Origin of the sequence: Paenibacillus sp. A3M_27_13 (assembly GCF_024213315.1) — a bacterium.
In the GTDB taxonomy this organism is placed as follows: Bacteria; Bacillota; Bacilli; order Paenibacillales; family Paenibacillaceae; genus Paenibacillus; species Paenibacillus polymyxa_B.
In genome coordinates this window covers 972,031-998,160 of record NZ_JANAVE010000001.1, presented here as the reverse complement: position 1 = coordinate 998,160, position 26,130 = coordinate 972,031, and the positions used below count along the sequence as shown (strand labels likewise).

The following is a 26,130-nucleotide window of genomic DNA, read 5'->3' as shown; positions in this document are numbered from 1 at the left end:
GTATAGGCATGTTGAACTGTTGAGACTTAATATCAAGTAGAAAGGGGTGAGTTCCATCGGAAATGTACAGCTCAAGCTACGTCGGGGTAAACCGCTATTAAAGCTCAGAGGCCTAATTACACTGCTAGTATGTCTAGTTATGGCACTTGTGCTTCTGCCTGTAACCCTGTTATTTGCTGAGAGAGTGGAACATGAAACTGAGAAGGGACTGGAAGAAAAGGCAATGTCCATCGCGCGTACACTCGCCCATACGCCGCTTATTGTCGAGCAATTGCAAGGGACGGGTTCGTCTCCTTCTATGCAGGAGTATGTGAAGAGGGTTTCAGCAGCAAATCACATCCAGTTTATCGTGGCTATGGATATGAAGGGAATTCGTAAAACGCACCCGGATGCTAGGATGATCGGCAAAGCCTTTGTCGGCGGAGACGAGTATACTGCACTTCATGGCCATGAGAGCGTGTCCGTTGCGAAGGGAACATTGGGCTTGTCCATGCGAGCCTTTTCCCCCGTGTTCAGTTTAACGGGGAAACAGGTAGGGGCGATTGTTGTTGGTATATCCATGCAAGATGTACAGATGGCTCAGGAAGGCAACAACCGTCTTATTGCTATCGCCATTGGCACTGGAATGTTGATTGGTACTGGAGGTGCGGTTGTGCTGGCTCGTAAAATCAAAAATATGCTAGTCGGACTGGAGCCGCCGGAAATCGCACGCTTGCTGGAGGAACGCAGCGCTATGTTGCAATCCATCAAGGAAGGGGTTATTGCAGTAGATGAATTCGGTCGCGTCATGCTGATGAATGCAGAAGCGATACGTCTGCTTAGGCAAGCGGGGATTGAAGATTTCTCATTCTCCGGACAGGAGATTACCGTTTATTTATCCGCTTTTCGATTGCAAGAGGTCTTGGAAGCGAGTACTCCACAGATGGATGAGGAAATGGAGCTGGGTGGAATAACCTTGCTGACCACCAGTGTTCCGATACGGGTCAAAGGGGAAATTGTGGGAGCAATTGTAACCTTTCGGGATAAAACGGAGATGAACCAGCTTGCGGAACGTTTGACAGGAGTGTCCCTGTACACGGAAGCACTACGTGCGCAGGCTCATGAATTTATGAACAAGCTGCATGTCATTATGGGGATGGTACACTTGCGAATGTACGATAAACTGGAGCATTACATTATGGATGCCGTCGAGCATCATCAAGTGGAGATTGGCTCCATCACCCGGCAGATCAGGGACCCAGTTATGGCAGGGTTTGTGTTGGGGAAATTAAGCCGGGCCAGAGAAGTAGGGGTGAATTTTGAACTGACTCCAGGTAGTTACTTGCCCGAATCCAGTCAAACTCAGACGACGCATGAACTGATTACTATTCTTGGCAATCTGTTTGATAATGCGGTGGAGGCGATGGAATCTTTGGAGCACAAACGGATTACCCTTTCACTTTATTTTGAGGAAAGCCAGAAGAACGGCTATCTGACCTGTATCATGTGCGATAATGGTCCGGGTATACCGGAAGGGCTTGTGAAGGCTATATTTGAAAAAGGTTTTTCGACCAAGGGAGAGTCACGAGGGATGGGTCTTTATCTGGTGACGCAAAGCGTGAAAAGATTACAGGGAAGTATAAAGTTGATCCCAGCCGAGCAAGGGTGCTGTTTTCAGATTACGATTCCATACATTATAGCGGGGAATGATGAACATGATTAATGTCCTGATTGTAGAAGATGATCCGATGGTTGCGGAATTTAACCGCAAATATATGGAGCAGGTGGAAGGTTTTCGATGTGGGGGTTGGGCTTCTTCTGTGGAAGAGGCTAAGAAATATATAGCTGAACAAGCCATTGATTTGATATTGCTAGATGTGTATATGCAGGAAAGCAATGGCCTCGATTTACTGTCATTCATACGGGAGACAGGTGTAAATATAGATGTCATTGTCATCTCGGCTGCAAGTGACATGAACAGTGTCAAAAAAGCGATGAACTTCGGCGCGGTGGATTACTTGATTAAGCCGTTCCACTTTAACCGTTTTTTGGAGGCCCTCACGGGGTACCGAGAGCACATTAGCATCGTGCGTGAGCGCAGCCTACTTTCGCAGGAAGAACTGGACCGACTGATTTATCATAAAAGCTTGACTAAAGAATTGGCACGTTTGCCCAAAGGCATAACTAAATCCACGCTGGCTATGATATGGAATTGTATCCAGCAGCATAATAAGGTGCTATTTTCCACCGAGGATATTGCGGAAAGTGCAGGAATATCCAGGGTGTCTATGCGCAAGTACCTGGCTTTTATGACAGAGATTGAGGCTCTTTCCATGGAAACCATATACGGTACCATAGGGCGTCCTGTTTACCAATACCGAATATTGCCACAGTCAGAAGGCATCATGAATAGTTTTATTTAAATCTTCTTTCTGATTACTTTAATTACAAAAGTGAATGATTAGTTTTAAAACCAAATAAAGCGTTTTCCAAGGTGTAGAATGGAAACATGATCATCATTCTTCACTTTATGGAGGGAGATTTATGGAAAATGCTACGAATCAGCCTGTCATTCAAAAGGGGCAAAGATGGAGTAAAAATTTTGTAGATGGCATCAGAATGCTGGGTAGGGTAAAGGTGGGGGTTATTCCTCTTCCACTCTATGCCGTGATCGCGCTAATTGTTTATGCAGCTGCAATTACTGAAAGACTTCCGAACGATCTGTTGGGCGGGTTTGCCGTCATCATGATTTTAGGTATACTTCTCAGTGATTTAGGGGCCAAACTTCCGTTGCTTAAGCATATTGGCGGGCCGGCCATTTTATCTCTTATGGTTCCATCGTTAATGGTATTTTGGAATATGTTCAGTCCATCTGCGATGGGTGCTGTACACACGCTTATGAAAACCTCGAATTTTCTTTACTTCTACATCGCATGTCTAGTAACGGGAAGTATTCTTGGCATGGATCGGAAAATGCTGATGAACGGAATTGTCAAAATTTTTGCCCCCATTATTATAGGATCTATTGCAGCTGTTGCCGTGGGGATGGTGGTGGGGATGGCTTTTGGCTATAGCGCCTATCATACATTTTTTTTCATCATCATTCCGATTATCTCCGGTGGGATTGGGGAAGGCATTTTACCGTTGTCCATTTCGTATGGATTGGTGCTGGGCAAGGATTCCGCAGTATTCGTATCCCAGTTTATCCCGGCTGCAATTATCGGGAACATTGTTGCAATCATAGGTGCTGGTGTTCTGAAGAGATTAGCAGAGAAAAATCCGAAAACTTCAGGTAACGGGAGATTATTAAAACTGGAGAAAGATGCAGATAAGTTAGCTCCGGCAAGTTTGGAGCAATCGATTTCTTTTCCATTGATGGGAGGAGGTCTGCTGTTAGCTTGCACTTTCTTTATTGTGGGTAAGTTGCTGGAACCGTATCTCCATATTCCAGGTCCGATCCTCATGATTCTGGCGGCGGCATTAATTAAGTGTATTCAGATCATGCCGAACACATTGGAGCAGGGAGCTTTTCACTTGTACAAATGTATAACGGCAAGTCTGACGTGGCCCTTGATGGTGGGATTGGGAATTTTGTATGTACCTTTGGATAGTGTAGTTGGGATTTTAACGGTTCCTTATGCCATCACCTGCGCATCTGTTGTAGTTGCATTGATTGTTACCGGATACTTCACAGGAAAATGGATTCACATGTATCCCGTAGAAGCTGCTTTGGTGACTAGCTGTCGCGGTGGATTAGGGGGCACGGGAGATGTAGCCATTCTGTCTGCGTCCAATCGGATGGAACTGATGCCTTTTGCGCAAATTGCAACACGTATTGGAGGGGCAGGCACGGTCATTTTAGCAACTTTGTTACTCCAATTATGGAGCTGATGAGTTTTATACACAGGACTGAGATTCATATCCAAATAGAGACATGGAAGGACGGAGAAAAATATGAGCAGTTTAATAGATGAAATTAGAGAATTACACGAAGGTGGCAAAATGGAGACCTTACCAAAGAAGCCAATTGAAACGATGGAGGGGCTGTCCAAAGTTTATACGCCGGGTGTAGCTGAAATCTGTATGGAAATCGCCAATGACCCAGCCAAAGCGTATCAATTAACGATCAAAAAGAATACAGTAGCAGTCGTATCAGACGGAACTGCGGTACTTGGATTAGGAGATATCGGACCGGAGGCGGCTATGCCTGTGATGGAGGGTAAAGCAGTGTTGTTCAAACAATTTGCAGGTGTTGACGCCTTCCCAATCTGTCTCAACACGAAGGACGCTGATGAAATTGTTCAAATTGTCAAAATGATTGCTCCTGCCTTTGGCGGCATTAATTTGGAAGATATATCTTCGCCACGCTGTTTTGAAATCGAGAGACGGTTGAAGCAGGAACTGGACATTCCAGTATTTCATGATGATCAGCATGGTACGGCAGTCGTTGTATTAGCGGGTCTGGTCAATGCATTAAAGGTATGTGGCAAAAAAATGGAGGATGTCAAAGTTGTATTTGCAGGGATCGGTGCGGCGGGTATGGCCTGCTCCCGTATGCTGCTTAAGGCAGGTGTACGCAATCTGATTGGCGTTGATCGACAGGGAGCTATTCATCGTGACGTGGAGTACAGTAACCCGCATTGGACAGAGTATGCGAACATGACTAATCCGCACAATTTAAGTGGAAGTTTATCCGATGTGATTGTGGGAGCTGATGTATTCATCGGTGTGTCAGGCCCGAATATACTGACTGTGGAGGATATACAGAGCATGGCAACTGATCCTATTGTGTTCGCCATGGCGAATCCGAAGCCGGAAATTGATCCGGCTGTAGCCGCACCTCATGTACGTGTGCTTGCTACTGGCCGCTCCGATTTTCCAAATCAAATTAACAATGTGCTGTGCTTCCCGGGAATTTTCCGGGGTGCTCTAGATTGCCATGCTACGACGATTAATGAGGAAATGAAACTGGCTGCCGGACTTGCCATCGCTGATGCGATCTGTCCTGAGGAGCTAAGTGAAACTTATATCATACCGAATGTTTTTAATCCGAAGGTGGTTCAAAAGGTACGGGATGCTGTCATTCGTGCTGCATGGGAGACAGGAGTGGCCAAGTCAGGTGAAGCTCCGGCTGCTACTTTACACCCGTAAAAGTTATATTCTTCACAAACTATGGTTCACAGTCTTGGCCTGCTGTTCTCGATACCGCCTGATCCGTCTAGCCTTCGTAGGGAATATAAAATCGCGCCAATGAGCAGGATATAACAAAGCGTAACGCTCTATGCTCTTGAAGAGCAGTTGCGCTCAATACTACACAGGGAGATTTTGAGATGGGCGAAAAAAATATTTTGGCGTATTTCAAAAGTCCTGAGGAAGCACAGGGAGCCGCTAGAAAACTGGAAGCTCTCCGGGTAGCCGATGTGTCGATAGACCGATTTAGCCGGTATCCGCGGCAGTCTACTGGCAACGCCGGATTGCCTGTATTTTCAGGACAGATTAGCAGCTTGTCCTCACTGACACAGGGCGTGGACTTTACAGATGCAACTCCAGCAATACTGGCTGCAGCTGATCCGTCCGCCAGTGGCATGAGTGATGGAGGACAGGGCGGACCGACGGGCCGTGATATTTTGTTGACTGCTGTGGTGGATGAATCCATTCATCATCAGGCGATGTCCATCGTGGAACAAGCGGGTGGAATGCTGTGAAAAGTTTGGAAGGAGTAGTGACCGATGTCCAAAAACAAACGGTTTGATAAAGTGCTGACCAAAACGGAGAAAATCAAACGCATGCAATCTGCTAAAAATGAAGATGTAGAGTTCTCGGCAGATCAGGCAGATGCTGAGGATCTAGAAGCGATCCGGCGTAGCGAAGTAGCTGACCGTCGTCAGCAGCGTATCATAATCGACAATGAGTAGAATTTAATAAGACGGGTTATCTCCATTAATAAGGATGATTTGTGGGATAGCCCGTCTTATTTGTGTTCTTTCCTTTTTCTATTCATTATCCGCTGTATGCTGTTGCACTAAAAACAAGAGGACCGGCGACGAAAGCAGTAGTCGCAGGCGTTTGATTTTCAATAATCAGTTGGTAGTTTTGTACGCCCAGAGGCGCAACGTCTACCGTTTCGACATTAAGAATAATATTGTTATCGAAGACATTGGATTCCAGTCCGTAATAAATTTCCTTGCCGGCTCTCCAAATCCGTACAAGCACTCTAATGTTGCCGGCACCGACAAAGCGTAGTCCAATCGAGGCTTTTAACTCTACTCGGTTGTTGACAGCTCCAGAAATAGCAGGATCAATAAATACAGACGTCGTAGCAATTCCAAGTCCGGCTGGAGAAATCGGAACAGGAAGATTTATACCATTAGTGATAGGTGTAATAACACTGGCATTATAATCTAACACCGTCTTTGCCATACTAAATCACTCCTTTTCTAGTATATTGTATTGTATGTACTAGAGTTAAGGGTGCTTGGACTAAAAGAGTGGACAATATATACAAGCTCTACAAAAAATATTTTGAACTTCGATAATATTAGCTTTTTTGAACTCCTGTGCATGTATATAGTACAATGTAATGTATGCATGTGAAATGAGGAGGAAATGAAAACCATGTTGTGGAATGAAATTACAATACATACAACCGAAGAAGCCATCGAAATGATTTCGAATTTTCTGCACGAAGCAGGTGCAGGAGGGGTTTCCATTGAAGAATCCGGTTCGCTCAACAAGCCGCGGGATACGTCCTATGGACAGTGGTATGATCGGCCTTTGAACGACATACCTGAAGGACAAGCGATCATCAAAGGCTATTTTGCCGAAGAAGTGGATATGGATCGTATTCGTTCGCAGATTGAGCCGCGCGTCGAAGAATTGAGAACTTTCGATATTGATCCGGGTGAGGTTCAGTATGAGCTGAAAACAGTTGATGAGGATGACTGGGCAAATGCTTGGAAGCAATATTTCAAGCCTTTGCGTGTGTCGGACCGTCTGACGATTAAACCCACTTGGGAAGACTATGAGCCTGCGAGTGAAGAGGAAAAAATCATTGAGCTGGACCCTGGTATGGCCTTTGGGACCGGAACGCATCCTACGACATCCCTTTGTCTGAGAACGCTGGAGTCTGTGATTAAGGGTGGAGAAGAAGTTATTGATGTCGGCACGGGTTCCGGTATTTTGGCCATTGGAGCTGTAAAGCTGGGAGCGAAGCATGTACTTGCCTTGGATTTGGACCCGGTGGCAGTATCCAGTGCGCGGGAAAATACGCGTTTGAACGGACTGGAGGAACGCATCACCATTAAAGAAAGTGATTTGCTATCTGTGCTTAATGCAAGCGATCCAACGCTGGGTATCCAGTTACCGGTCAAGCTAGTGGTAGCTAATATATTGGCAGAGATTATTCTGCTGTTCATTGATGATGTATATAAAGCCCTGGAACCAGGTGGTATTTATATTGCTTCAGGGATTTGGAAGAACAAAGAAGAGGTTGTCGAAACTGCTTTGAAAGCAGCTGGCTTTGAGATTGCCGAAATAAGCCGGGATGAAGATTGGCTGGCGTTTGTGGCGAGAAAGAGGTAAGTATGGATTTTCTACAAAATATCTTTCGTGTAAATTTAAATGTTCTTCCCTTTTATTTACTGGCTGTGATCATATCGTTCACGGTTCATGAGTTTGCACATGCGTATTATGCCAATAAATTTGGTGACCCTACGGCCAAGTTACTTGGGCGCGTGACTTTAAATCCGGCAGTGCATATTGACCTGCTGGGTACGCTGCTGCTGTTGATCGGAGGCTTTGGCTGGGCCAAGCCAGTTCCGGTTAATCGTGACAATTTTAGCCGTCCGCGCCTCATGGGCATTATCGTATCGGCTGCGGGTCCGCTGAGCAATCTGCTGCTTGCATTTGTTACTACTTTGATCTATGCCGTGCTCCTTCATTTTCAAGTATTGCCGGGGATGGAGAACCAACGGGTAGCTCAAGCAATCTATTTGTTTATCAATGCTCTGATCAATTTAAATCTATTTTTGTTTATCTTTAATTTGATCCCACTGCCTCCACTGGATGGATACCGGATTGTGGAAGATGTGGCCCCCACTCCTGTACGCCGTAAACTTCAGCAATTTGAACAGTGGTCGATCTTTATTTTTCTGCTTATCCTGGTCATTCCGCAGGTTCGAGCTGTAACAATTGAACCTCTTTACACGCTGGCCCAGATGATTTATATACAGTTTTTGCAGTTCTCTTTTTATATCACTGGATTGTTTGGAGCCTAAGGGCTCCTTTTTTTACGAGAATAGGTAGGTATAACCTGAATGGAAGAGGGAACAGACTGGTCATACAGGCGCAAAAGATGATATGATGTTGCTTGGTGATTTATTCGGATTTTGTACGGAACGTTAGTGGATAACAGTTATTTTTAGAATGAGGATTTTGCAAAATCCAGGAATAGGTGTGAGAGAGAATGCAGCGTTATTTTATTCCGGCAGAGCAATTTCTAGAAGATCACGTGATTGTTGCGGGTGAGGACGCGCGACATATCGCTAAAGTCATGCGGGGCCGTAGTGGTGACAAAATTATAGTTAGTGACGGGATATCTAGGGAAGCGCTGGTTGCATTGGATACGATTGAGCAGGATCATGTTACGGCGACGATTATTGAGCCGCTGAAGATGACCTCTGAATCGCATGTGCAGGTCACTATCGCTCAGAGTCTTCCTAAAGGAGACAAGATGGAGACGGTGATGCAAAAATGTACAGAAATCGGAGCAACCGGGTTTGTACCGTTTTTGTCCGAGCGTACGGTCGTGCAGTATGATGCCAAAAAAGAAGGCAAGCGACTGGAGCGTTGGCGCAAGATTGTGAAGGAAGCGGCTGAACAAAGCCACCGTAACCGGATTCCAGAAATTAGCGCGCCCATGACGTGGAAAGAACTTCTGGCTTCTTTTGCTGGGTATGATTTGATATGTTATTGTTATGAAAAAGAGCAGGGTAAACAGCTACGGGATGTAATCCAGCCTTTGGCAGGACAATGGGCGTCGACGGACATGCCGCGAGTTCTGCTGGTGGTAGGCCCGGAAGGCGGCTTTACTGAAGCGGAAAGCCTGGAGGCCGAGCAGGCCGGGGCACAGTCTACAGGACTGGGAAGACGTATTTTGCGTGCGGAGACCGCAGGAATGGCTGCATTGGCATGCATTTTATATGAGACAGGAGAAATGGGAGGGGTTTAATATGCCGTCAGTGGCATTTTACACATTGGGCTGTAAGGTAAACTTTTATGATACAGAAGCGATCTGGCAGCTGTTTAAAAATGAAGGTTATGAACAGGTGGACTTTGATGAGCAGACTGCTGATGTCTATCTTATCAATACATGTACCGTTACGAATACCGGTGATAAAAAGAGTCGTCAGATCATTCGCCGCGCGATTCGCCGGAATCCAGATGCCATTGTGGCAGTGACGGGCTGTTACGCCCAAACTTCTCCTGCCGAAATTATGGATATTCCTGGCGTAGATCTCGTTATCGGGACTCAGGATCGGGACAAAATCATTCCGTTCGTGCAGGAAATTCAAGAAACGCGTCAACCGGTGAACGCCGTGCGCAATATTATGAAAACGCGTGTATTTGAGGAAATGGATGTGCCTGATTTTGCTAATCATACTCGGGCCTTTTTGAAAATTCAGGATGGGTGCAATAACTTCTGTACCTTCTGCATCATTCCGTGGTCGCGGGGTCTATCCCGTAGTCGTGATGCTGCGAGTATTATTGCACAGGCGCGTCAACTGGTACACGCAGGCTACAAGGAAATTGTACTCACAGGTATCCACACTGGGGGTTATGGTGACGACATGGATAATTATGACCTATCTGATCTGTTGTGGGATCTGGAGAAGGTGGAAGGGCTGGAGCGTATCCGTATCAGTTCGATTGAAGCCAGCCAGATTGATGAAAAAATGCTTGATGTACTGAACCGTTCCACCAAGCTGGTTCGTCATTTTCACATACCGCTTCAGGCGGGGGACGACACCGTGTTGAAACGGATGCGTCGCAAGTACACGACAGAAGAGTTTTATAACAAAATGCTTATGATTCGCAAGGCAATGCCAGATGTAGCGATTACTACGGATGTGATTGTCGGCTTCCCTGGGGAGACGGATGAAATGTTCCGCAATGGCTATGAGCTGATGAAAAAAATCGATTTTTCAGAAATGCACGTGTTCCCGTACTCCAAGCGCAGTGGAACTCCTGCGGCGCGTATGGAGGATCAGGTGGACGAAGACGTGAAAAATGCACGAGTGCATGAGCTGATACAACTGTCAGAGCAAATGCAACTGGCGTATGCTGAGAAGTTTGTAGGTCAGGTGCTGGAGGTCATTCCGGAAGTTGCGCCGAAAGGGACCGAAGATAGCGGCATACTCCATGGATATAGTGACAATTATATCCAACTGGCGTTTGAAGGTACTGAGGATCTGGTTGGCAAGGTATGCCGCGTGAAGCTGACGAAGGCAGGTATTAATGAAAGTGAGGGCCAATTGGTCCGCGTACTAGAGAATGGGCTGCAAACAGCTCTGTAAGAACAAAAAAAGCCTGAACAGGCAATAGAGATGGCAGACAAGGATTTCGCCTTTCCTTACAGAGAGGACGGAATCCTTGTTGCGCAAGGAAGGGAGATTACAGGATGGCAGCAAAAAAGGAAATTTCCGCAGGCGGCGTTGTGTTTCGCAAACAGGGGGAGCAGCTTGAAATTCAGCTCATTACTGACCGATATGGTAAGGTATCCTTGGCTAAAGGGAAAATGGAGTTGGGAGAAACAATCGAACAGACGGCTTTACGTGAAATTCGCGAGGAAACAGGGTTGAACGGGCGGATTATCCAGCATGTAGATATGATTGCTTATACGTATCAGCATCCAGAATTTGGGGAAGTAGATAAAGAAGTACACTATTATCTCGTAGAGGCACTGGATGGGGATTTACAGGCACAGATCGAAGAAATTAAAGGAGTTGCGTGGCATACGCCTGAGGAAGCATGGCGTCTCCAGCGCCAGGGTGGATATGACAATAATGATGTCATTTTAAGCAAGGCGCTGTCCATGCTAGGAATTAACGTTTGATTCTGTCGGGAGATATACGATCCTCTAAACGCGTCCACACAGGTAGATAGCAGAGAGGCAAAACCAGCAGAGAGCTAATAACGTTAAACAGAGTTTGGGCATGGGCTACCTTGGCTCCGGGCTCGGTAGATATCCAGGCAGCGGCCATCTCCAGACTAGGGATCAACGGCATAAAGAGCAAGGCTCCGCCTACGTTCAGCAGCACGTGGGACCAGGCCACAAATTTGCCGGACACGCTGCCGCCAACAGCGGCAATCAGGGCGGTTACGCAGGTGCCTACATTGGAGCCGATGACGATGGCGATCCCCACATCGGCTGGCAAGGCTCCCGCAGCGGCAAGGCTAATCGCCATGCCAATGACGGCTGCGCTACTGTGAACCAGCGCGGTCAGACAGGCTCCAGCAGCGAAGGCCCACCACATGTTGGCCGCAGCGTGATCAAGAAACCAGCGGAATAGTCCGGCCTGCTCAATCCAGGGGCCGACTGTTTGCATTACGCGGATACCTGCCAGAATCAGCGAAAATCCAGCAAAGACGAGGCTGATATATTGTACAGCCTGCGGACGGCTAAGCCCATTGGAGCCGGGTGAAGCTCCAGCGGACGCATACTGGCGACTGGGGACAGCTTCACCCCACAGGACGGCAGTGCTCCAGCATAGCAGTGAGCCGCAGAGCAGCGGAACAGCCAGCATGCCAAGCTGGAGCCCCATCAGCTCAGTGGTCAGGCAGGTGCCGATATTGGTGCCGAGAATGATGCCGAGCGTGCGGCCGTAGGTCAACAGCCCGGCGTTGACCAGTCCGATCGTCAGCACCGTTACGGCGGTGCTGCTTTGCAGCAGGGCCGTAATGCCTGAGCTGAACAGCATGCCCCGCCAAGGTGAAACTGTGGCGCGGTTCAGCCAGCGGGTGAGGAAGGGACCGGCCAAATGCCGGAGGGCTGCTTCCATCAGCTTCATCCCGCCCAAAAAAATAAACAGCCCGCCGCACAGTGGGAGTATAACATGTATAAACACGGGCATAGCCCCCTTTTCTAGGTGAAAATACTTATGTAACAGCCTATGATCTGTCGGGGACAGCCATGACAAGCATGGCTGAGCTCTTTTTTACGGAACGATATTAAGGACTTTGAGTAATCCAAGAATGGGAGTGAAGGATTTTGCCTTCAGTAATATTAGAACGCAGCCGTAAAAAAAGGCTGGAGCACGCACACCCTTGGGTGTTTAAAAACGAAATAGCCAAGATCGAAGGGGACCCAGAGGCAGGCGATTTGGTCAGTATCGTTAACCATCAGGGGCGTTATTTGGCGACAGGTTACTATAATCCAGCTTCACAAATTACAGTGCGTGTGATGTCCTACGAGCCGCTGGAAGCAATGGATCAAAACTTTTTTGCCCAACGCTTTCGCAAATGTCTGGAGCACCGCGAACGTTTTGTGACCGGGGGAAACGCTTATCGGTTGGTGTACGGCGAGGCTGATTTTTTGCCTGGACTGATTGTAGATCGATTTGGTGATGTGTTAGTCGTGCAGTTGTTAACGCTTGGCATGGATCGGCGCAGGGAAGAAATCAGGGATGCGCTCGTTGAAGTAGTGGGTCCTGTTGGTATATATGAGCGAAGTGATGTATCCATCCGTGAGCTGGAAGGATTGGAACAAACGAAGGGTCCTTTGTACGGTGATTGTCCGCGTCATGTGGTAGTGACGGAAAATGGCCTGCAAATCAAGGTTGATATTGTAGAGGGCCAGAAGACGGGTTATTTCTTTGACCAGCGTGAAAATCGTGCGGCCATAGCACCGTTGATGACAGGTTGGGGAGCACGTAGTGGAATTACGCTACAAGAAGTAGCTGCAGACTCAGGGGATGCGGGCACAACGGTCATGAAGCCAGTGAATAAAAGTGGTAAGGTTGTTGAATTCCCATTCTGGGATGGCGCAACCGTATTGGAATGTTTTTCGCACACGGGAAGCTTTACGCTCAATGCATGTAAACATGGTGCTAAAAAAGTAACTTGTCTTGATATTTCTGAGCATGCGATTGAAAGTGCGCGGGATAATGTCAAGCTGAACGGTTTTGAGGAACGCGTCGAGTTTGTCGTCGACGATGCTTTTCAATATTTGCGCAATCAAGTGAAAGGTGTAGAGGAACGCAATGCACGAGCCGGGGGCAAAGGAGATACATCCAAGCCGCTGACAGCAGGTGGCGGACGCACCTTTGACGTGGTCATTCTTGATCCGCCAGCCTTTGCCAAAACGAAGAACGCTGTCAAAGGAGCTACACGTGGATATAAAGATATCAACCTGCACGGGATGAAGCTGGTCAATGAGGGCGGCTATCTGGTGACTGCGAGCTGCTCGTTCCATATGCGGCCAGAGTTGTTTTTAGATACCATTAAGGAAGCGGCGGCAGATGCCGGCAAAATCCTTCGTCTGGTAGACTGGAGAGCGGCTGGTAAAGACCATCCTCAAATTTTGGGTGTGGAGGAAGGCCATTACTTGAAATTCGCCATCTTTGAGGTGCGCAGCCGGACACAGCTGTAGGTTTCATACAAGGTCAAAGTCAATCGCCTTTTTGGTGATTAAATAGGTAAAATAGACTCGTTTAGGTATAAATCAGTCCTGTAGAGAAGGCATGCACCAAGCCAATCTGCGGGACTGATTTGTTTTTTTAGAGGGAGGAAGAATTGCTACAACATGGCAAACGTACGTTCTTTTCTCCCTTGCCTGATATGCTATACTGTTTAATAGAATGTTGTTCGTTGGAAAGGAGGCCGCATCATGTCGGTTCGCTTGTTGATTGGCCGCTCTGGGAGTGGTAAAAGTACGTTAATCCGCAATGAAATGACGTCTATGTTACGCGAGGAGCCGCTAGGTAAGCCTATGCTGTTACTTGTACCGGAGCAATCGTCATTTGCTTCTGAGCATGCGTTACTTACAGAAGCCGGAAACGGTATTCAGGGGTCGGTGCGCGCCCAAGTGATGGGATTTCATCGTCTTGCCTATTTAGTTATGCAGGAAACCGGGGGTTCAGCACTGGTGCCTGTAACGGAAGAAGGCAAGAAGATGCTTTTATATAAAATTATTCGTCGTCGCAAGGATGAACTGAGTTTGTTTAAGGATTCGGGAGACCAGCTCGGCTTTGTGGATCGGTTGAATACATTGTTTACGGAGCTAAAGCAGTATGGAAATGATACTCGGTCTGTACCGGAGCAACTGGAGCGAATGAACGCTGCTGGAGAGTCAACTCCGATTTTGCGCGGCAAGCTCAAAGATATCAGTCTAATCTATGAGGATTTTGAACGAGAGCTGACGCTTAAATATATTGACGGTGAAGATACGCTGCGCATGCTGGCAGAACAGATTGCTGAGTCTTCCCTTGTGCGTGGGGCAGATATTTGGATGGATGGCTACCGCAGGTTTACACCACATGAATACAAGGTGGTGGAGCAGCTTATGCTGCACGCTTCTTCGTTGACGGTGGCGCTGACTTGCAACCGCAGCTACGAGAGCGGACAGCTTCCGCATGAGCTGGATTTGTTTCATCCCTCAGCGGCTACGTATGTAAAGCTCAAAGGAATGGCAGACGAGCTGATGATAGAGACGCAGACACAATTACTGCGCCCTGATCCGCTGCCGAGATTTAAGGAGCGTCCGGCGTTGGCGTATTTGGAGGCTAACTTTGAACATCGTACAGGGTTACGGAATCAGGAACAATGGATGCGGCTGCAGCAGCTACGAGAGCAGTGGACAGAAGAACAGCCGGAAGGCATAAAACTGTACACTGCGGCTAATCGCCGTGCAGAGCTGGAAGGGGCTGTACGCGAAATGCGTCGTCTGGCCCGAGATGAGGGCGCTCGTTATCGGGAGATGGCCCTGTTTGTACGTCATATTGAAGATTATGAGCCATGGGTGGAACCGATATTCAAACAATATGAGGTTCCAGTATTTCTGGATCAGCGGAGAAGTGTTTTGCATCATCCCTTAGTGGAATTGATTCGGGCTTCGCTGGATATCGTGCAGCGTCGTTGGCGATATGAGGATGTATTCCGTGCGGTCAAAACAGACCTTCTCCTGCCGCTGGATGGTCGGGTAAGTCGTGAGGAGATGGACCGTTTGGAAAACTATGTACTAGCCTGCGGAATACAAGGCAGCCGTTGGACAGACGGTCGCCCGTGGCAGGCTGTGCCCAGCTTGTCACTGGAGCTGGAGGAGCAGGAACGGAGCCGTCAACGGGATGAAACGTTGGATTTGATGGAACTGTGCCGGGATGTGATCGTGACGCCTTTACGTGCGTTTGAGAAACGTGTCGGCAAGGCACGAACTGCACTTGAGAAGTGTGAAGCGGTATATCTGTTACTGGAGGATGCAGAAATCGGCCACAAGCTGGACGCCTTCATTCATCAGGCAGAGGAAGCAGGAAAACCTGAGCAGGCGAAGGAGCATCGTCAAGTATGGGATGCGGTGCTTGAACTACTGGATCAAATTGTCGAAATGATGGGTGATGAGAGGCTGGATACCTCTTTGTTTGCGGGTGTGCTGGAAACGGGATTGGCTGAGTTCCGTATGGGACTTGTTCCGCCAGCTCTGGATCAGGTTCTAGTCGGAAACACGGACCGTACACGTGTGTCCGGTATTCAACATGCCTTTGTACTAGGTATGAACGAAGGTGTGATGCCGGCTGTGTTCCATGAGGACGGTGTGCTGAATGAGCAGGAGCGTACGGCATTAAACGAACGAGGCGTAGAGCTGGCGCCGGATATGACAAGACGTCTGTTGGACGAACGTTTTCTCGCTTATACGGCCCTTACTTCAGCCGGTAAAAGCCTGTGGATGAGCTATGCAGTGACTGATGAAGAAGGGAAGTCGTTGCTGCCGTCTGAGTTAGTACGACATGTGCGGCACCTGTTTCCTAGTCTGGACGAGCGTCCACTGGCTGGATACCCTTTGCCTGGGGATGCTTGGACGACGCAATGGGAGTATGCTTCTCATCCGTCCGAGGCTTTACCGCAGCTCATTGCGCAATTACGGCATTGGCGGCGTGGCAGTGACATTTTATCCCCTTGGTGGGAGGTATATAACTGGTACGCAAGCCAGCAAGGGCGTGAGAAGGACAAGCTGCGTCAGCTGTTGACCTCACTTTTTTACGAGAACCATGCCGAAATGCAGAAGGAAACGAGCCGCCGTCTGTACGGCAGCAAGCTGCGTACCAGCGTATCTCGTATGGAACGTTTTGTGGCATGTCCATTTTCGCACTTTGCCTCTCACGGTCTTCGTTTGAAGGAACGTCAAATGTATCGCCTGAAGGCCCCGGATATCGGACAATTATTTCATGCAGCGCTTGGAGAGATGGCGATCAATTTGCGTAAACGCAATGTCAGCTGGGGCAGTCTCAGCACGGAGGAATGCCGCCAAGAGGCGGAAAGTACAGTGGAGCGTTTGGCTCCTCGTCTGCAAGGCGAGATTTTAATGAGCTCCAAGCGGTATGGCTACATTTTGCGTAAATTGAAAGACATCGTGAGCCGTGCCTCGTTGATTTTAGGTGAACATGCGCGAAGAGGTAGCTTTGAGCCGATTGGGCTGGAGTTAGACTTTGGGCCGGGTCAGCAGCTTCCTCCGTTAAGCTTCCGGTTAGATAACGGCGTTGTAATGGAAATTGTCGGACGGATTGACCGTGTAGATGTGGCAGAGGGAGAAAAGGGGTTACTTTTGCGTGTCATCGATTACAAATCTAGCCAAAAGGATCTCAAGCTGCATGAAGTGTACTATGGCCTGTCCTTGCAGATGCTCACCTACCTGGATGTGCTGCTGAATGCGGCGGAGGAATGGTTGGGCGAGACAGCTTATCCAGCGGGTACACTGTATTTTCACGTCCACAATCCGATGTTGCAGTCGCCTAACGGTCTTAGCGCAGAACAGGCCCGTCAGGAGCTTTTAAAACGTTTTAAGATGAAGGGATTATTGCTCGCGGATCGGGATGTAGTTGGGCAAATGGATACAGCATTGGACAAGGGATATTCCTCTATTTTACCTGTTGCGGTGAAAGCAGACGGCAGTTTTTATAGCAGTGCTTCGGTTGCTTCGCCGGAACAGTGGGACAGCCTGCTAGCTTCGGTACGTCATAATATCCGGACGATTGGCACACGGATGACAGAGGGCGATGTGGCCATTGAACCTTATCGTATCCAGCAAGAGACGGCTTGTACCTTCTGTTCTTTTAAGCCTGTTTGTCAATTTGACGACAGTCTGGACGGTAGTGGCTACAATCAATGGGGTAAACCCGGTAAGGATCAGATCTGGAATCTGCTGGGTCATACACAGGAAGGGAAAGGAGGAATGGACCAATGATAGGCACGTCAAACACTAAAGGCATGCCGAAGCCGGAAGGCAGTATGTGGAGTGATGACCAGTGGCGTGCAATTTCGGAATCTGGTAATAACATGCTGGTCGCGGCAGCGGCAGGGTCTGGTAAAACAGCGGTGCTCGTAGAGCGTATTATTCGTAAAATCGTCGATCCCCAGCTCGGCTTCAGTGTGGATCGGTTACTGGTAGCGACCTTTACGAAGGCTGCCGCCGCCGAAATGCGTCAACGGATACGCGAAGCGTTGGAACGTGTACTGGAGCAGGAACCGGAAAGTGAGCATGTACGCCGCCAGCTATCGTTGCTGAATCGGGCCTCGATTACGACGCTTCACTCATTTTGTATGGAGGTCATCCGCAGGCATTATCAGGCCATTCCCCTTGATCCCGGTTTTCGGATTATGAATGAGCATGAGACAGAATTGCTGCGTCAGGAGCTTCTAGAAGAACTGTTTGAGGAGAAATATGAGGCTCATGATGAAGGCAGTACATTCCGCAGACTGGTCGACTGGTTCAGTGGAGAACGCACCGATGATGCAATGTACGTGCTTGTTCAGCGGCTGTATGATTTTTCTCAAAGTCATCCTTGGCCAGAACATTGGCTGCGGGAGACAGCGGCAGCATTTCGTGTACAGGATGTAGCCGCTTTGGGAGAGACTCCCTGGGTTCGCAGTATTTTGGCGGATGCTGCACTTTCATTGCGTGGAGCAGCGAGCTTGCTGGAACAGGCGCATGAAACAGCTATGCAGCCTGGCGGTCCTGCACCTTATGCCGTGACGCTGCAAGAGGATGCGGCGATGGTGAAGGGATTGTTACAGGAGCTGGAGACACAGCCGTGGGCATCTCTATATGATCATTTTCAGACAGCTTCCTTCGGTAAGCTCAAGCCCGTCAAAAAAGATCAGACCGAGCCTGCATTGCAGGAACGGGTTAAAACGCTGCGTGAAGCAGCCAAAAAAATGATTACAGATATGAAGGCTTCCCTGTTTGGCAGGAGAGCAGAAGCCTATTGGGAGGAGCTGCACGCCGCGGCTCCGCTGATGGACGAATTGATAGAAACCGTGATTGTATTCGGGGAACGATTTCAACATCACAAGCAGTCAAAAGGGCTGGTGGACTTCGGGGATTTGGAACATTACTGTCTGAAAATATTACGACATCCCGATTCTACTCCGTACAAGCTACTACCTTCCGACGCTGCGCTCGAATACAAGGCGCAATTCGACGAGGTGCTGCTGGATGAGTATCAGGATACGAATACCGTACAGGAAGATATCGTCAGGCTGGTATCACGGGAGGAACCGGGTAACCGTTTTATGGTGGGCGACGTGAAACAGAGTATTTATCGGTTTCGGCTGGCGGAGCCGGGTCTGTTTTTGAATAAGTATCAACGGTACGGCATGCAGGAGCAGGAAGATGGCTTATTAATTGATCTGGCGCGTAATTTCCGCAGTCGGGAGGAAGTTGTCGATGCGGTCAATTTGGTGTTCCGCCAGATTATGAGTGTGGATGTGGCGGAAATTGAGTACGATGAACGAGCGTGGCTGGTACACGGCGCATCCTATCCCGACCAGTCGGATCAAGACGCCGCATCTGTATACGCACCTGAGCTGTTGTTAGTTGATAAGGGTGGACATGGTCTTTCCGAGGCTTCGGAGCTGTCCGAAACGGGGGACGAATCTGCTTTACAGGAAAGTGAGCTGGCTGAGCTTGTGGAGTTAGAAACGGCACAGTTAGAGGCTCGTGCGATCGCGCAACGGATTAAAGAACTGACCGGAGACACTGGACAACCACTGTTGATTTACGACAGAGGATTAAAAGCGATGCGTCCGGCAGTCTACGGTGATATCGTCATTTTGCTTCGTTCCGCAAGCGTGTGGGCCCCCCTAATTGTGGAGGAACTGCGGCTTGAGGGCATTCCGGCCTCCGGGGAGCAGACGACAGGCTTTTTTAAAGCAACGGAAGTTGAGGTAATGTTGTCTCTACTGCATATTATTGATAATCCGCAGCAGGACATCCCGCTTGCATCCGTGCTTCGTTCGCCGATTGTCGGCTTGACCGAAGATGAACTGGCACAAATTCGGTTGGAGAAGCCGGATGGATTGTTTTATGGCGCATTACTGGCGGCGGCTGAGGCTGACCTACTGGAAGAAAGCGAAGAAGGGATTTCAGCTGACATCATGGAGTTGGATATTTTCCCAGAGGACTCTTTATCTTCATCTGACTTTGGTAATAGAAATGACGGGAATACGTTGTCTGCCCGACTACGTTCATTTTTGCGTAATTTGGAAGCCTGGCGGCATGAAGCCAGACAAGGCAGCTTAAGTGCATTGATTTGGAATGTGCTGGAGGAAACAGGATATCTGGATTGGGTCGGTGGACTGCCTGGCGGCTCACAGCGCCAAAGCAATTTGCGGGCGCTATATGACCGAGCGAGACAGTATGAGACTTCTACGTCCAACCGAGGATTGTTCCGATTTCTGACCTTCATTTCCCGTCTACGGGAGCGAGGCGGTGATTTAGGATCAATTAGCGGAGGGACTGAACCCGATCAGGCTGTCCGCATTATGACCATTCATAAAAGTAAAGGACTTGAATTCCCTATCGTGTTTATTGCCGGGACAGCAAAAATGTTCAATCAACAGGATCTCAATGCGCCGTTTCTTATGCACAAGGAGTTGGGGTTTGGTCCTAAATATGTGGAGGAACAAAATCGTGTCAGCTACCCTACGCTGCCTAATTTAGCGATCCGCCGACGCTCACAGCTGGAGCTATTGGCTGAGGAAATGCGGGTGTTATACGTGGCGCTTACACGTCCGCGCGAAAAGCTGATTATGACCGGAACCGTGAAGGATCTCGCTTCGCGCGCAGCGGGTTGGGCACGTGCCAAAGAACATACGGAAATTGTCTTACCAGACTATATGCTGGCGGCAGGCCGCAGCTATCTGGACTGGGTAGGTCCCGCTTTGATTCGGCATCCTTCTGCTACTTTGTTGAGGGAAGCCGCAGGTGATCAGGATGGGTACTATCACAGGCTGGAACATATGCCGGGAACAGACTGGTTATTTAAAATCGTGGCCTCGGAAACACTTTCCGGCTCTCGTGTGAACTCAGATCATGAGGAAGAGGTGTCGGGAGAAGAGCGCCAAAAGAAGACAGAAGCACTGAGAAATGCGGAGCTAATCGACTTGAACGAAGAGAGTGAAACGGATATTGAAGCTGCTCTTTCCTGGATTTATCCGTATGAACGGGCTGGCAAGACGGCAGCCAATACATCGGTTACTGAGATGAAAAGATGGCTGGAAATGCAGGAGATGGGTTCGGACGATTGGCTGAATCTATCTACCTCCCTACTAGCAGAGTTACCGGAGGATCGGGAGGATTCTCACACTGGGGGAAGTCAATTACACTTGCGCAGACCTAAGTTTATGGGGAATCAGCGTCTGACTCCAACGGAACGAGGAACAGTCTATCATACGTTGATGCTGCATTTGCCACTAGATGGGGGGATGAGCGCCGAAGTTATTGAGGAAACCAAGGCTCGTTTGCTCAATCAGCGTATGTTACTGGATGTTCATGCAGAGGCGCTAGATACGGATAAAATATTACGCTTTTTCACTAGTGAGCTGGGTAGCAGAATGCTGGGAGCATCCCATGTTCAAAGAGAGCTTCCGTTTACTTATACCATGCGGGCAACCGATTACTGGAACCACAGCTTACCATCGATGTCACCAGGACAAGAAACAGATTCGGAAGGTAGACAGGACGGCGATAAGGTGCTGATGAACGGGATTATTGACTGTCTATTTGAAACTCCTGAAGGACTCGTACTGGTAGATTATAAAACAGATCGGATATCTGAATATCGTACACTGTCCCATTTAACAGACCAATATCGATTTCAATTGGAGCTGTATGCCCGTGTGATCGAAGAGATTACAGGCAAAAAGGTTGCTGAGAAGTGGCTGTATTTTTTAGAAGCTGGAGAGAGTGTACGGCTGTAGTTATATAGATAGGGAGAGGAGGAATAGCATGCGGATTTTGCATACAGGTGATTGGCATTTGGGCCGCACGTTGGAAGGACGCAGCCGTTTAAAGGAGCAGGAGGCGTTTTTGGAAGAATTGGCGAAAATGGCTGACGATCAGCAGGCCGATTTGATTATGATGGCTGGAGACGTATACGACTCAGTCAATCCATCGGCCGCAGCCGAGCAATTGTTTTATGAAACGTCTGCCCGTCTTACGGCTGGAGGAAGACCACTAGTCGTCATTGCGGGCAATCATGATCAGCCGGAAAGGGTATCCTCGGTCACACCGCTGGTGAGCGGGCGCGGAATTACATTGCTGGGACTGCCCCATGGGGAAGCGGTACGCGTTCATACACCGCGAACGGGTGAAATGGCATGCATTGCAGCCTTGCCATATCCCTCCGAGTCTCGTCTGAACGAGCTATTGTCTGAAGACGGAGATGAAACAGTATTGCGCGAGGCATACAGCCGCCGTGTGGGCTTGCTGATGTCACAGCTGGGTACAGCATTTCGGCCTGACACCGTTAATTTGTCGATGAGCCATATTTATGTGCTCGGCGGGCTGGAATCGGACTCGGAACGTCCGATTCAGGTCGGGGGGGCGTATACCGTAGATCCGTCTGCTTTGAGCATTGGGGCACAGTATACGGCTCTAGGACATTTGCATCGTCCCCAATATGTGAAGGGAGACGGGCTGATGCGTTACAGTGGCTCGCCGCTGGCTTATAGCTTTTCCGAAGCCGGACAAGCCAAATCGGTTACGTTAATTGACGTGGTTGCTGGCAAGCCTGCTCAGGTCGAGGAACTGTATATTACCAGTGGACGCCCATTAGTGAGGTGGCGTGCACGGGGAGGTCTGGAGGAAGTATATCGCTGGCTGGACGAAGGACTGGATGCCGATGCCTTTATTGATCTGGAAATTACGCTGGATGAAGCGATGTCGATGGGAGATATTCAGCGGCTGCGCAAAAGCCGTGAAGGCATCATTCATATTCGCCCAATGTATCCAGAAATGGCTGCCGCACAGCTGGAGCACCAACGATCAGAACTGCCAGTGCATGAGTTGTTCCGGGCATTCTATCAGCGGCAGACAGGTGGAGCAAAGCCGGATGACGGATTAGTGCAGTTGTTTCTGGAACTGGTGGAACAGGATGATGCAAGAGAGCACGCTGAGGAGGATGACGCATGAAACCAATCCTTCTAAAACTGGCGGGGTTGCAAAGCTACCGGGAGTCACAGGAAATTCGCTTTGACGATTTGACCGAAACTGGACTGTTTGGAATTTTTGGCCCAACGGGTAGTGGAAAATCAACGCTGCTGGATGCCATTACGTTGGCTATGTACGGTAAAGTGGAGCGGGCAGTGAATGGTACACAAGGCATTATGAATCATGCTGAGGATACGTTGTCTGTTGCATTTACGTTTGAATTAATGTCAGCTCAAGGGCCTCGTCGTTACCGTGTAGAACGACGTTTCAAACGTGCTGGAGGCGTATCGGTTAATAATACGCTTAGCCGTTTTATTGCGTTAACAGAGGATGGCGAGGAAGTGCTTGCTGATAAGGTGCAGGATGTGACGCGCTGTGTAGAGGAGTATATCGGCCTGAAAATGGACGATTTTACACGAGCTGTTGTATTGCCGCAGGGAAAGTTTGCGGAATTCTTGTCCTTAAAAGGCAGTGAACGTAGACAGATGCTACAGCGTTTATTCCATCTGGAGAAGTACGGAGATCAACTTGCACAGAAGCTAAGCCGTCGTGTGAAAGATAACGATAGCGCACTGAAAGCGTTAGAGGCGGAGCAGCAAGGGCTGGGGGATGCGAGTGCTGAAGCGCTTGAACATGTAGAGTTGCGTCTCAAAGAGGCGATTGCCAATGCAGAAGCTTCGCGTCGCGAGCTAGAGCGTGTCTCACGTGAATCGGAGGCGCTAAACAAAACCCGTGAGCTGGTCATCGAGCTCAGCCAAAGATCGAACGAGCTGGAGCAGTTGGCAGCACAGGAGCCGGGCATTGCTTTGCTGGAGCGCAAGCTTCGACAAGCAACTGCAGCCGAGGCATTGCTGCCTGCGCTGACGGATTGGAAGGAAGCCATTGCTGAAGCGGAAAAACGGCAAAAGACTGCCGAAGAAATGGAAGTCCTGGCCGCTACCGCGCAGGAGGCTGCGCTTGTGTCTGCGCAAGCAGATGAGCAGGCCCGGCAAGCACTCAGTGCCGAAGAACCGAAGCTATTGCTTCGGATCGACCAACTAGAGCAGGCGCTTCAACTGGAGCGTGATACGGAAGCGTTGCGGACCGAACGGGAACGTCTGGCGGCCGAGCTTGTGCAAAGCGAACAAACCCTTGCTGAACATGCAGAAGGACTCGCAAAGGAACAAGAGCTACAGACGCGAGGCTTGAAGCGACAGCAAGAGCTTCAACAGGAGCTAAAGCAAAATGAAGTGCGGGCAGATGAGCGGCGTATGCTGCAAGAGGCTGTGCAACGGCTGCAACAGCTGGAAGTCGCGAATGAGCAATTGCGTGAAGCTGAACTGGAGTACACCGCTCAGGAGAATCGGCTTGTGCAAGCTGACGAACGTTTACAGCTGACGGACCAGGAGACACAGGAGACAGAGGCACGGCGTTCTGCCCTTGCTGCACAGGCAGCTGATGGCATTGAGGCATTGCTGACGTTGGAGGCAGAGATCACCGTCGATATGTCGTCACTGGCCTCCGAGGAAGAGCAACTGCGCCACGAGCTCCGTGCCGAGGAGCTGGGCCGTCTTGCTCAGCATCTCGCTGCCGAGTTGCGCGAAGGCGAGCCGTGCGCAGTGTGCGGCTCGTTGCATCACCCCGCGCCTGCCGTCGTCGCGGCGCATAGCGCGGATGCCGCTGCGCCAGATGAGCTGCACCGCCTGCGGCTTGGTTTGCAGGAGCTGCGCCTCACACTGCGCCAGCAGCTGCACGAGCAGCGCAGCTTGCTGGCACTGCCCGCCACCGCAGACAGCGGCGCTGCCGCCACAGGCGAGCCTTTCACGCCTGCGGCAGCGCCAGCAGAGCCGCGCGGTGCCGCCGCTTGGGCGGAGAGCTGCACGGCGCTGGAGCGTGCTGCGGCAGAGCTAGCCGCACGTGCGCATATGCTGCCTGCCGAGGCACAGGCGCTGCGCGAGGCAGACGCCGCCGGACAGCAGCGGCGTATCCGTGCTGCCGCCGAGCAGGAGGCAGCAGCTGCAGCGCTGACGCAGGCACGCAGCAAGCGCGAGGCATGCACCACGCGCAGCGAGGGGCTGCGCGCCGAATGGGCGGCGCAGCTGCCGGATGTCGCTCCGGGCGAAGCCGCGGAGCGTTACCGCGCCATGCAGGAGCGCGACGGGCGTGCGGAAGAGCTGCGGTCCCGGCTGGAGACGAGTGTGACCTTCCTCGAAGGAAAGGCGGCGCGTGTTCAACAGATACAGCAGAGTATCATCGAGGAGGATAAAATCATTATTGCCCGCCGTACAGGGCTCCAAAGCAAAGATGATTCGCTTCGTGAAAAGCTAGCACAGCTCCGAAAGTGGGTTGGAGATGGCCAAGCGGCTTCATTGCTGGAAGAAGCGACCTCGCGACTGTTGGGACTTAAAAACGGAGCCGAAGCCGCGGCACGCCGCCGTACCGAAGCGGAAGAACGCAAGCAGCAAGCCGTTCATGCTTCACTGATTGCCCGGCAGGCCTCCGACTCGGCAGAAGAAAGACGTCAGATGGCAGAGTCCCGTTGGGGCAGCCGTCTGGAAGCATCCTCCTTCGCTACGGAAGCAGAGGTCATGGAATGCTGCCTGGGACCGGAAGAAGCCGCACGCTATGAGCGTGAAGTGAGTTTGCATCGAGAATGGGAAAAAGAGCTGTCTTCCCGCTTAAAACATGTCAAAGAGCAGCTGAATGGAGCAACGGTATCAGAGGAACAGTGGGAAACGGCCACTGCACAGCTACGTGATTGCCGTGCACGCGATGAAGAGGCGCTTCAGAATCGCGCCAAGGCTGAGCGTGATTTAGAGGACTTGCAGCATCGGCACGTCCGCTGGATGGAGCTGGAGTCCAATCGTATACATTTGCGTAGCGAAGCGGAAAAAATGTCCAAGCTCCAGTCTGTTTTTCGCGGCAATGCCTTTGTTGAATATATTGCCGAGGAGCAGCTCATGCAGGTCAGTCAGTCGGCTTCACGCCGCCTGCGTTTTCTGACCAAGCAGCGTTACGCGCTAGAGGTAGATTCCAGCGGTGGATTTGTCATTAGTGACGATGCCAACGGTGGGGTCAAACGTCCGGTATCGACCTTGTCCGGTGGCGAAACGTTCCTGACCTCCTTGTCGCTTGCGCTTGCGCTGTCGGCTCAAATTCAATTGCGGGGCCAATACCCTCTGCAATTTTTCTTTCTGGATGAAGGCTTTGGAACGTTGGACCCTGAGCTGCTTGACACAGTGATCACCTCACTGGAAAAGCTGCACCACGATCAATTGTCTGTTGGTGTGATTAGTCATGTGCCTGAACTACGGGCCCGTCTTCCGCGCAAGCTAGTTGTTCTGCCAGCAGAGCAGGCTGGAGGCGGCTCACGTGTGGTTATGGAAACTTTTTGAAGCAATGTGATACAGGTCACAGATACAGTTTCAAACTATTGTTATAATACAGCCAAGCCGACAAGTTAATCATACAGC

18 protein-coding genes are annotated in these 26,130 nt (G+C 49.8%); 16 read left to right on the top strand and 2 right to left on the bottom strand.

The window, feature by feature from the left end:
* Positions 1-46: 46 nt before the first annotated feature.
* The 6 genes from dcuS (at position 47) to NLX82_RS04380 (ending at position 5,894) form a co-directional block, all read left to right on the top strand.
* Positions 47-1,702 (top strand): DcuS/MalK family sensor histidine kinase, encoded by a 1,656-nt coding sequence (dcuS, locus tag NLX82_RS04405; RefSeq protein ID WP_071558461.1) that lies wholly within the window; start codon positions 47-49, stop codon positions 1,700-1,702.
* Positions 1,695-2,402, top strand: a complete 708-nt coding sequence (dcuR, locus tag NLX82_RS04400; RefSeq protein WP_023989509.1) for a two-component system response regulator DcuR — start codon at positions 1,695-1,697, stop codon at positions 2,400-2,402. The genes dcuS and dcuR overlap by 8 nt, the downstream gene beginning before the upstream one ends.
* 121 nt (positions 2,403-2,523) lie before the next feature.
* Positions 2,524-3,870, top strand: a complete 1,347-nt coding sequence (locus NLX82_RS04395; RefSeq protein ID WP_023989508.1) for a 2-hydroxycarboxylate transporter family protein — start codon at positions 2,524-2,526, stop codon at positions 3,868-3,870.
* 63 nt (positions 3,871-3,933) lie between these two features.
* Entirely contained in the window at positions 3,934-5,130 is a 1,197-nt protein-coding gene (locus NLX82_RS04390) for an NAD(P)-dependent malic enzyme (RefSeq protein ID WP_254347510.1), read from the top strand.
* Between the two features lie 179 nt (positions 5,131-5,309).
* A complete protein-coding gene (locus tag NLX82_RS04385; RefSeq protein ID WP_013311164.1) occupies positions 5,310-5,684 on the top strand; it encodes a hypothetical protein in 375 nt (124 codons plus the stop codon).
* Between the two features lie 24 nt (positions 5,685-5,708).
* Complete coding sequence (locus NLX82_RS04380; protein ID WP_023989507.1) at positions 5,709-5,894, top strand: YfhD family protein; 186 nt, start codon at positions 5,709-5,711, stop codon at positions 5,892-5,894.
* A gap of 85 nt (positions 5,895-5,979) precedes the next feature.
* Here the strand turns inward: NLX82_RS04380 and NLX82_RS04375 are convergent, their stop codons facing one another.
* On the bottom strand, positions 5,980-6,399 hold the full coding sequence (locus NLX82_RS04375) for a hypothetical protein (RefSeq protein ID WP_023989506.1): 420 nt from the start codon (positions 6,397-6,399) through the stop codon (positions 5,980-5,982).
* A 195-nt stretch (positions 6,400-6,594) separates the two neighbouring features.
* Here NLX82_RS04375 and prmA point away from each other — a divergent pair, with 195 nt between their 5' ends.
* The 5 genes from prmA to NLX82_RS04350 all read left to right on the top strand — a co-directional run bounded on the left by prmA (position 6,595) and on the right by NLX82_RS04350 (position 11,092).
* On the top strand, positions 6,595-7,560 hold the full coding sequence (gene prmA, locus NLX82_RS04370) for a 50S ribosomal protein L11 methyltransferase (protein WP_023989505.1): 966 nt from the start codon (positions 6,595-6,597) through the stop codon (positions 7,558-7,560).
* A gap of 2 nt (positions 7,561-7,562) precedes the next feature.
* Positions 7,563-8,255 (top strand): site-2 protease family protein, encoded by a 693-nt coding sequence (locus tag NLX82_RS04365; RefSeq protein ID WP_023989504.1) that lies wholly within the window; start codon positions 7,563-7,565, stop codon positions 8,253-8,255.
* 188 nt (positions 8,256-8,443) lie between these two features.
* The gene (locus NLX82_RS04360) at positions 8,444-9,208 is read left to right on the top strand and encodes a 16S rRNA (uracil(1498)-N(3))-methyltransferase (RefSeq protein ID WP_071558463.1); all 765 of its coding nucleotides are present in this window, start codon (positions 8,444-8,446) and stop codon (positions 9,206-9,208) included.
* Between the two features lies 1 nt (position 9,209).
* Positions 9,210-10,553, top strand: coding sequence for a tRNA (N(6)-L-threonylcarbamoyladenosine(37)-C(2))-methylthiotransferase MtaB (gene mtaB, locus NLX82_RS04355; RefSeq protein WP_023989502.1), 1,344 nt, complete (start codon positions 9,210-9,212; stop codon positions 10,551-10,553).
* Between the two features lie 104 nt (positions 10,554-10,657).
* On the top strand, positions 10,658-11,092 hold the full coding sequence (locus NLX82_RS04350) for an NUDIX hydrolase (protein WP_013311157.1): 435 nt from the start codon (positions 10,658-10,660) through the stop codon (positions 11,090-11,092).
* Here the strand turns inward: NLX82_RS04350 and NLX82_RS04345 are convergent.
* Positions 11,082-12,104, bottom strand: coding sequence for a Na/Pi cotransporter family protein (locus tag NLX82_RS04345; protein ID WP_069080379.1), 1,023 nt, complete (start codon positions 12,102-12,104; stop codon positions 11,082-11,084). The two genes, NLX82_RS04350 and NLX82_RS04345, sit on opposite strands and share 11 nt — an antisense overlap.
* A 143-nt stretch (positions 12,105-12,247) precedes the next feature.
* Here NLX82_RS04345 and NLX82_RS04340 point away from each other — a divergent pair, with 143 nt between their 5' ends.
* The 5 genes from NLX82_RS04340 to NLX82_RS04320 all read left to right on the top strand — a co-directional run bounded on the left by NLX82_RS04340 (position 12,248) and on the right by NLX82_RS04320 (position 26,052).
* Positions 12,248-13,627 (top strand): class I SAM-dependent rRNA methyltransferase, encoded by a 1,380-nt coding sequence (locus NLX82_RS04340; RefSeq protein WP_028540449.1) that lies wholly within the window; start codon positions 12,248-12,250, stop codon positions 13,625-13,627.
* 237 nt (positions 13,628-13,864) lie between these two features.
* Complete coding sequence (gene addB, locus NLX82_RS04335; protein WP_071558464.1) at positions 13,865-17,431, top strand: helicase-exonuclease AddAB subunit AddB; 3,567 nt, start codon at positions 13,865-13,867, stop codon at positions 17,429-17,431.
* On the top strand, positions 17,428-21,447 hold the full coding sequence (addA, locus tag NLX82_RS04330) for a helicase-exonuclease AddAB subunit AddA (RefSeq protein ID WP_028540451.1): 4,020 nt from the start codon (positions 17,428-17,430) through the stop codon (positions 21,445-21,447). The genes addB and addA overlap by 4 nt, the downstream gene beginning before the upstream one ends.
* Before the next feature lie 28 nt (positions 21,448-21,475).
* Positions 21,476-22,660: an exonuclease SbcCD subunit D gene (locus tag NLX82_RS04325; RefSeq protein ID WP_028540452.1), complete on the top strand. Its 1,185-nt coding sequence runs from the start codon at positions 21,476-21,478 to the stop codon at positions 22,658-22,660.
* Entirely contained in the window at positions 22,657-26,052 is a 3,396-nt protein-coding gene (locus NLX82_RS04320; protein ID WP_071558465.1) for an AAA family ATPase, read from the top strand. The genes NLX82_RS04325 and NLX82_RS04320 overlap by 4 nt, the downstream gene beginning before the upstream one ends.
* Positions 26,053-26,130: the final 78 nt, after the last annotated feature.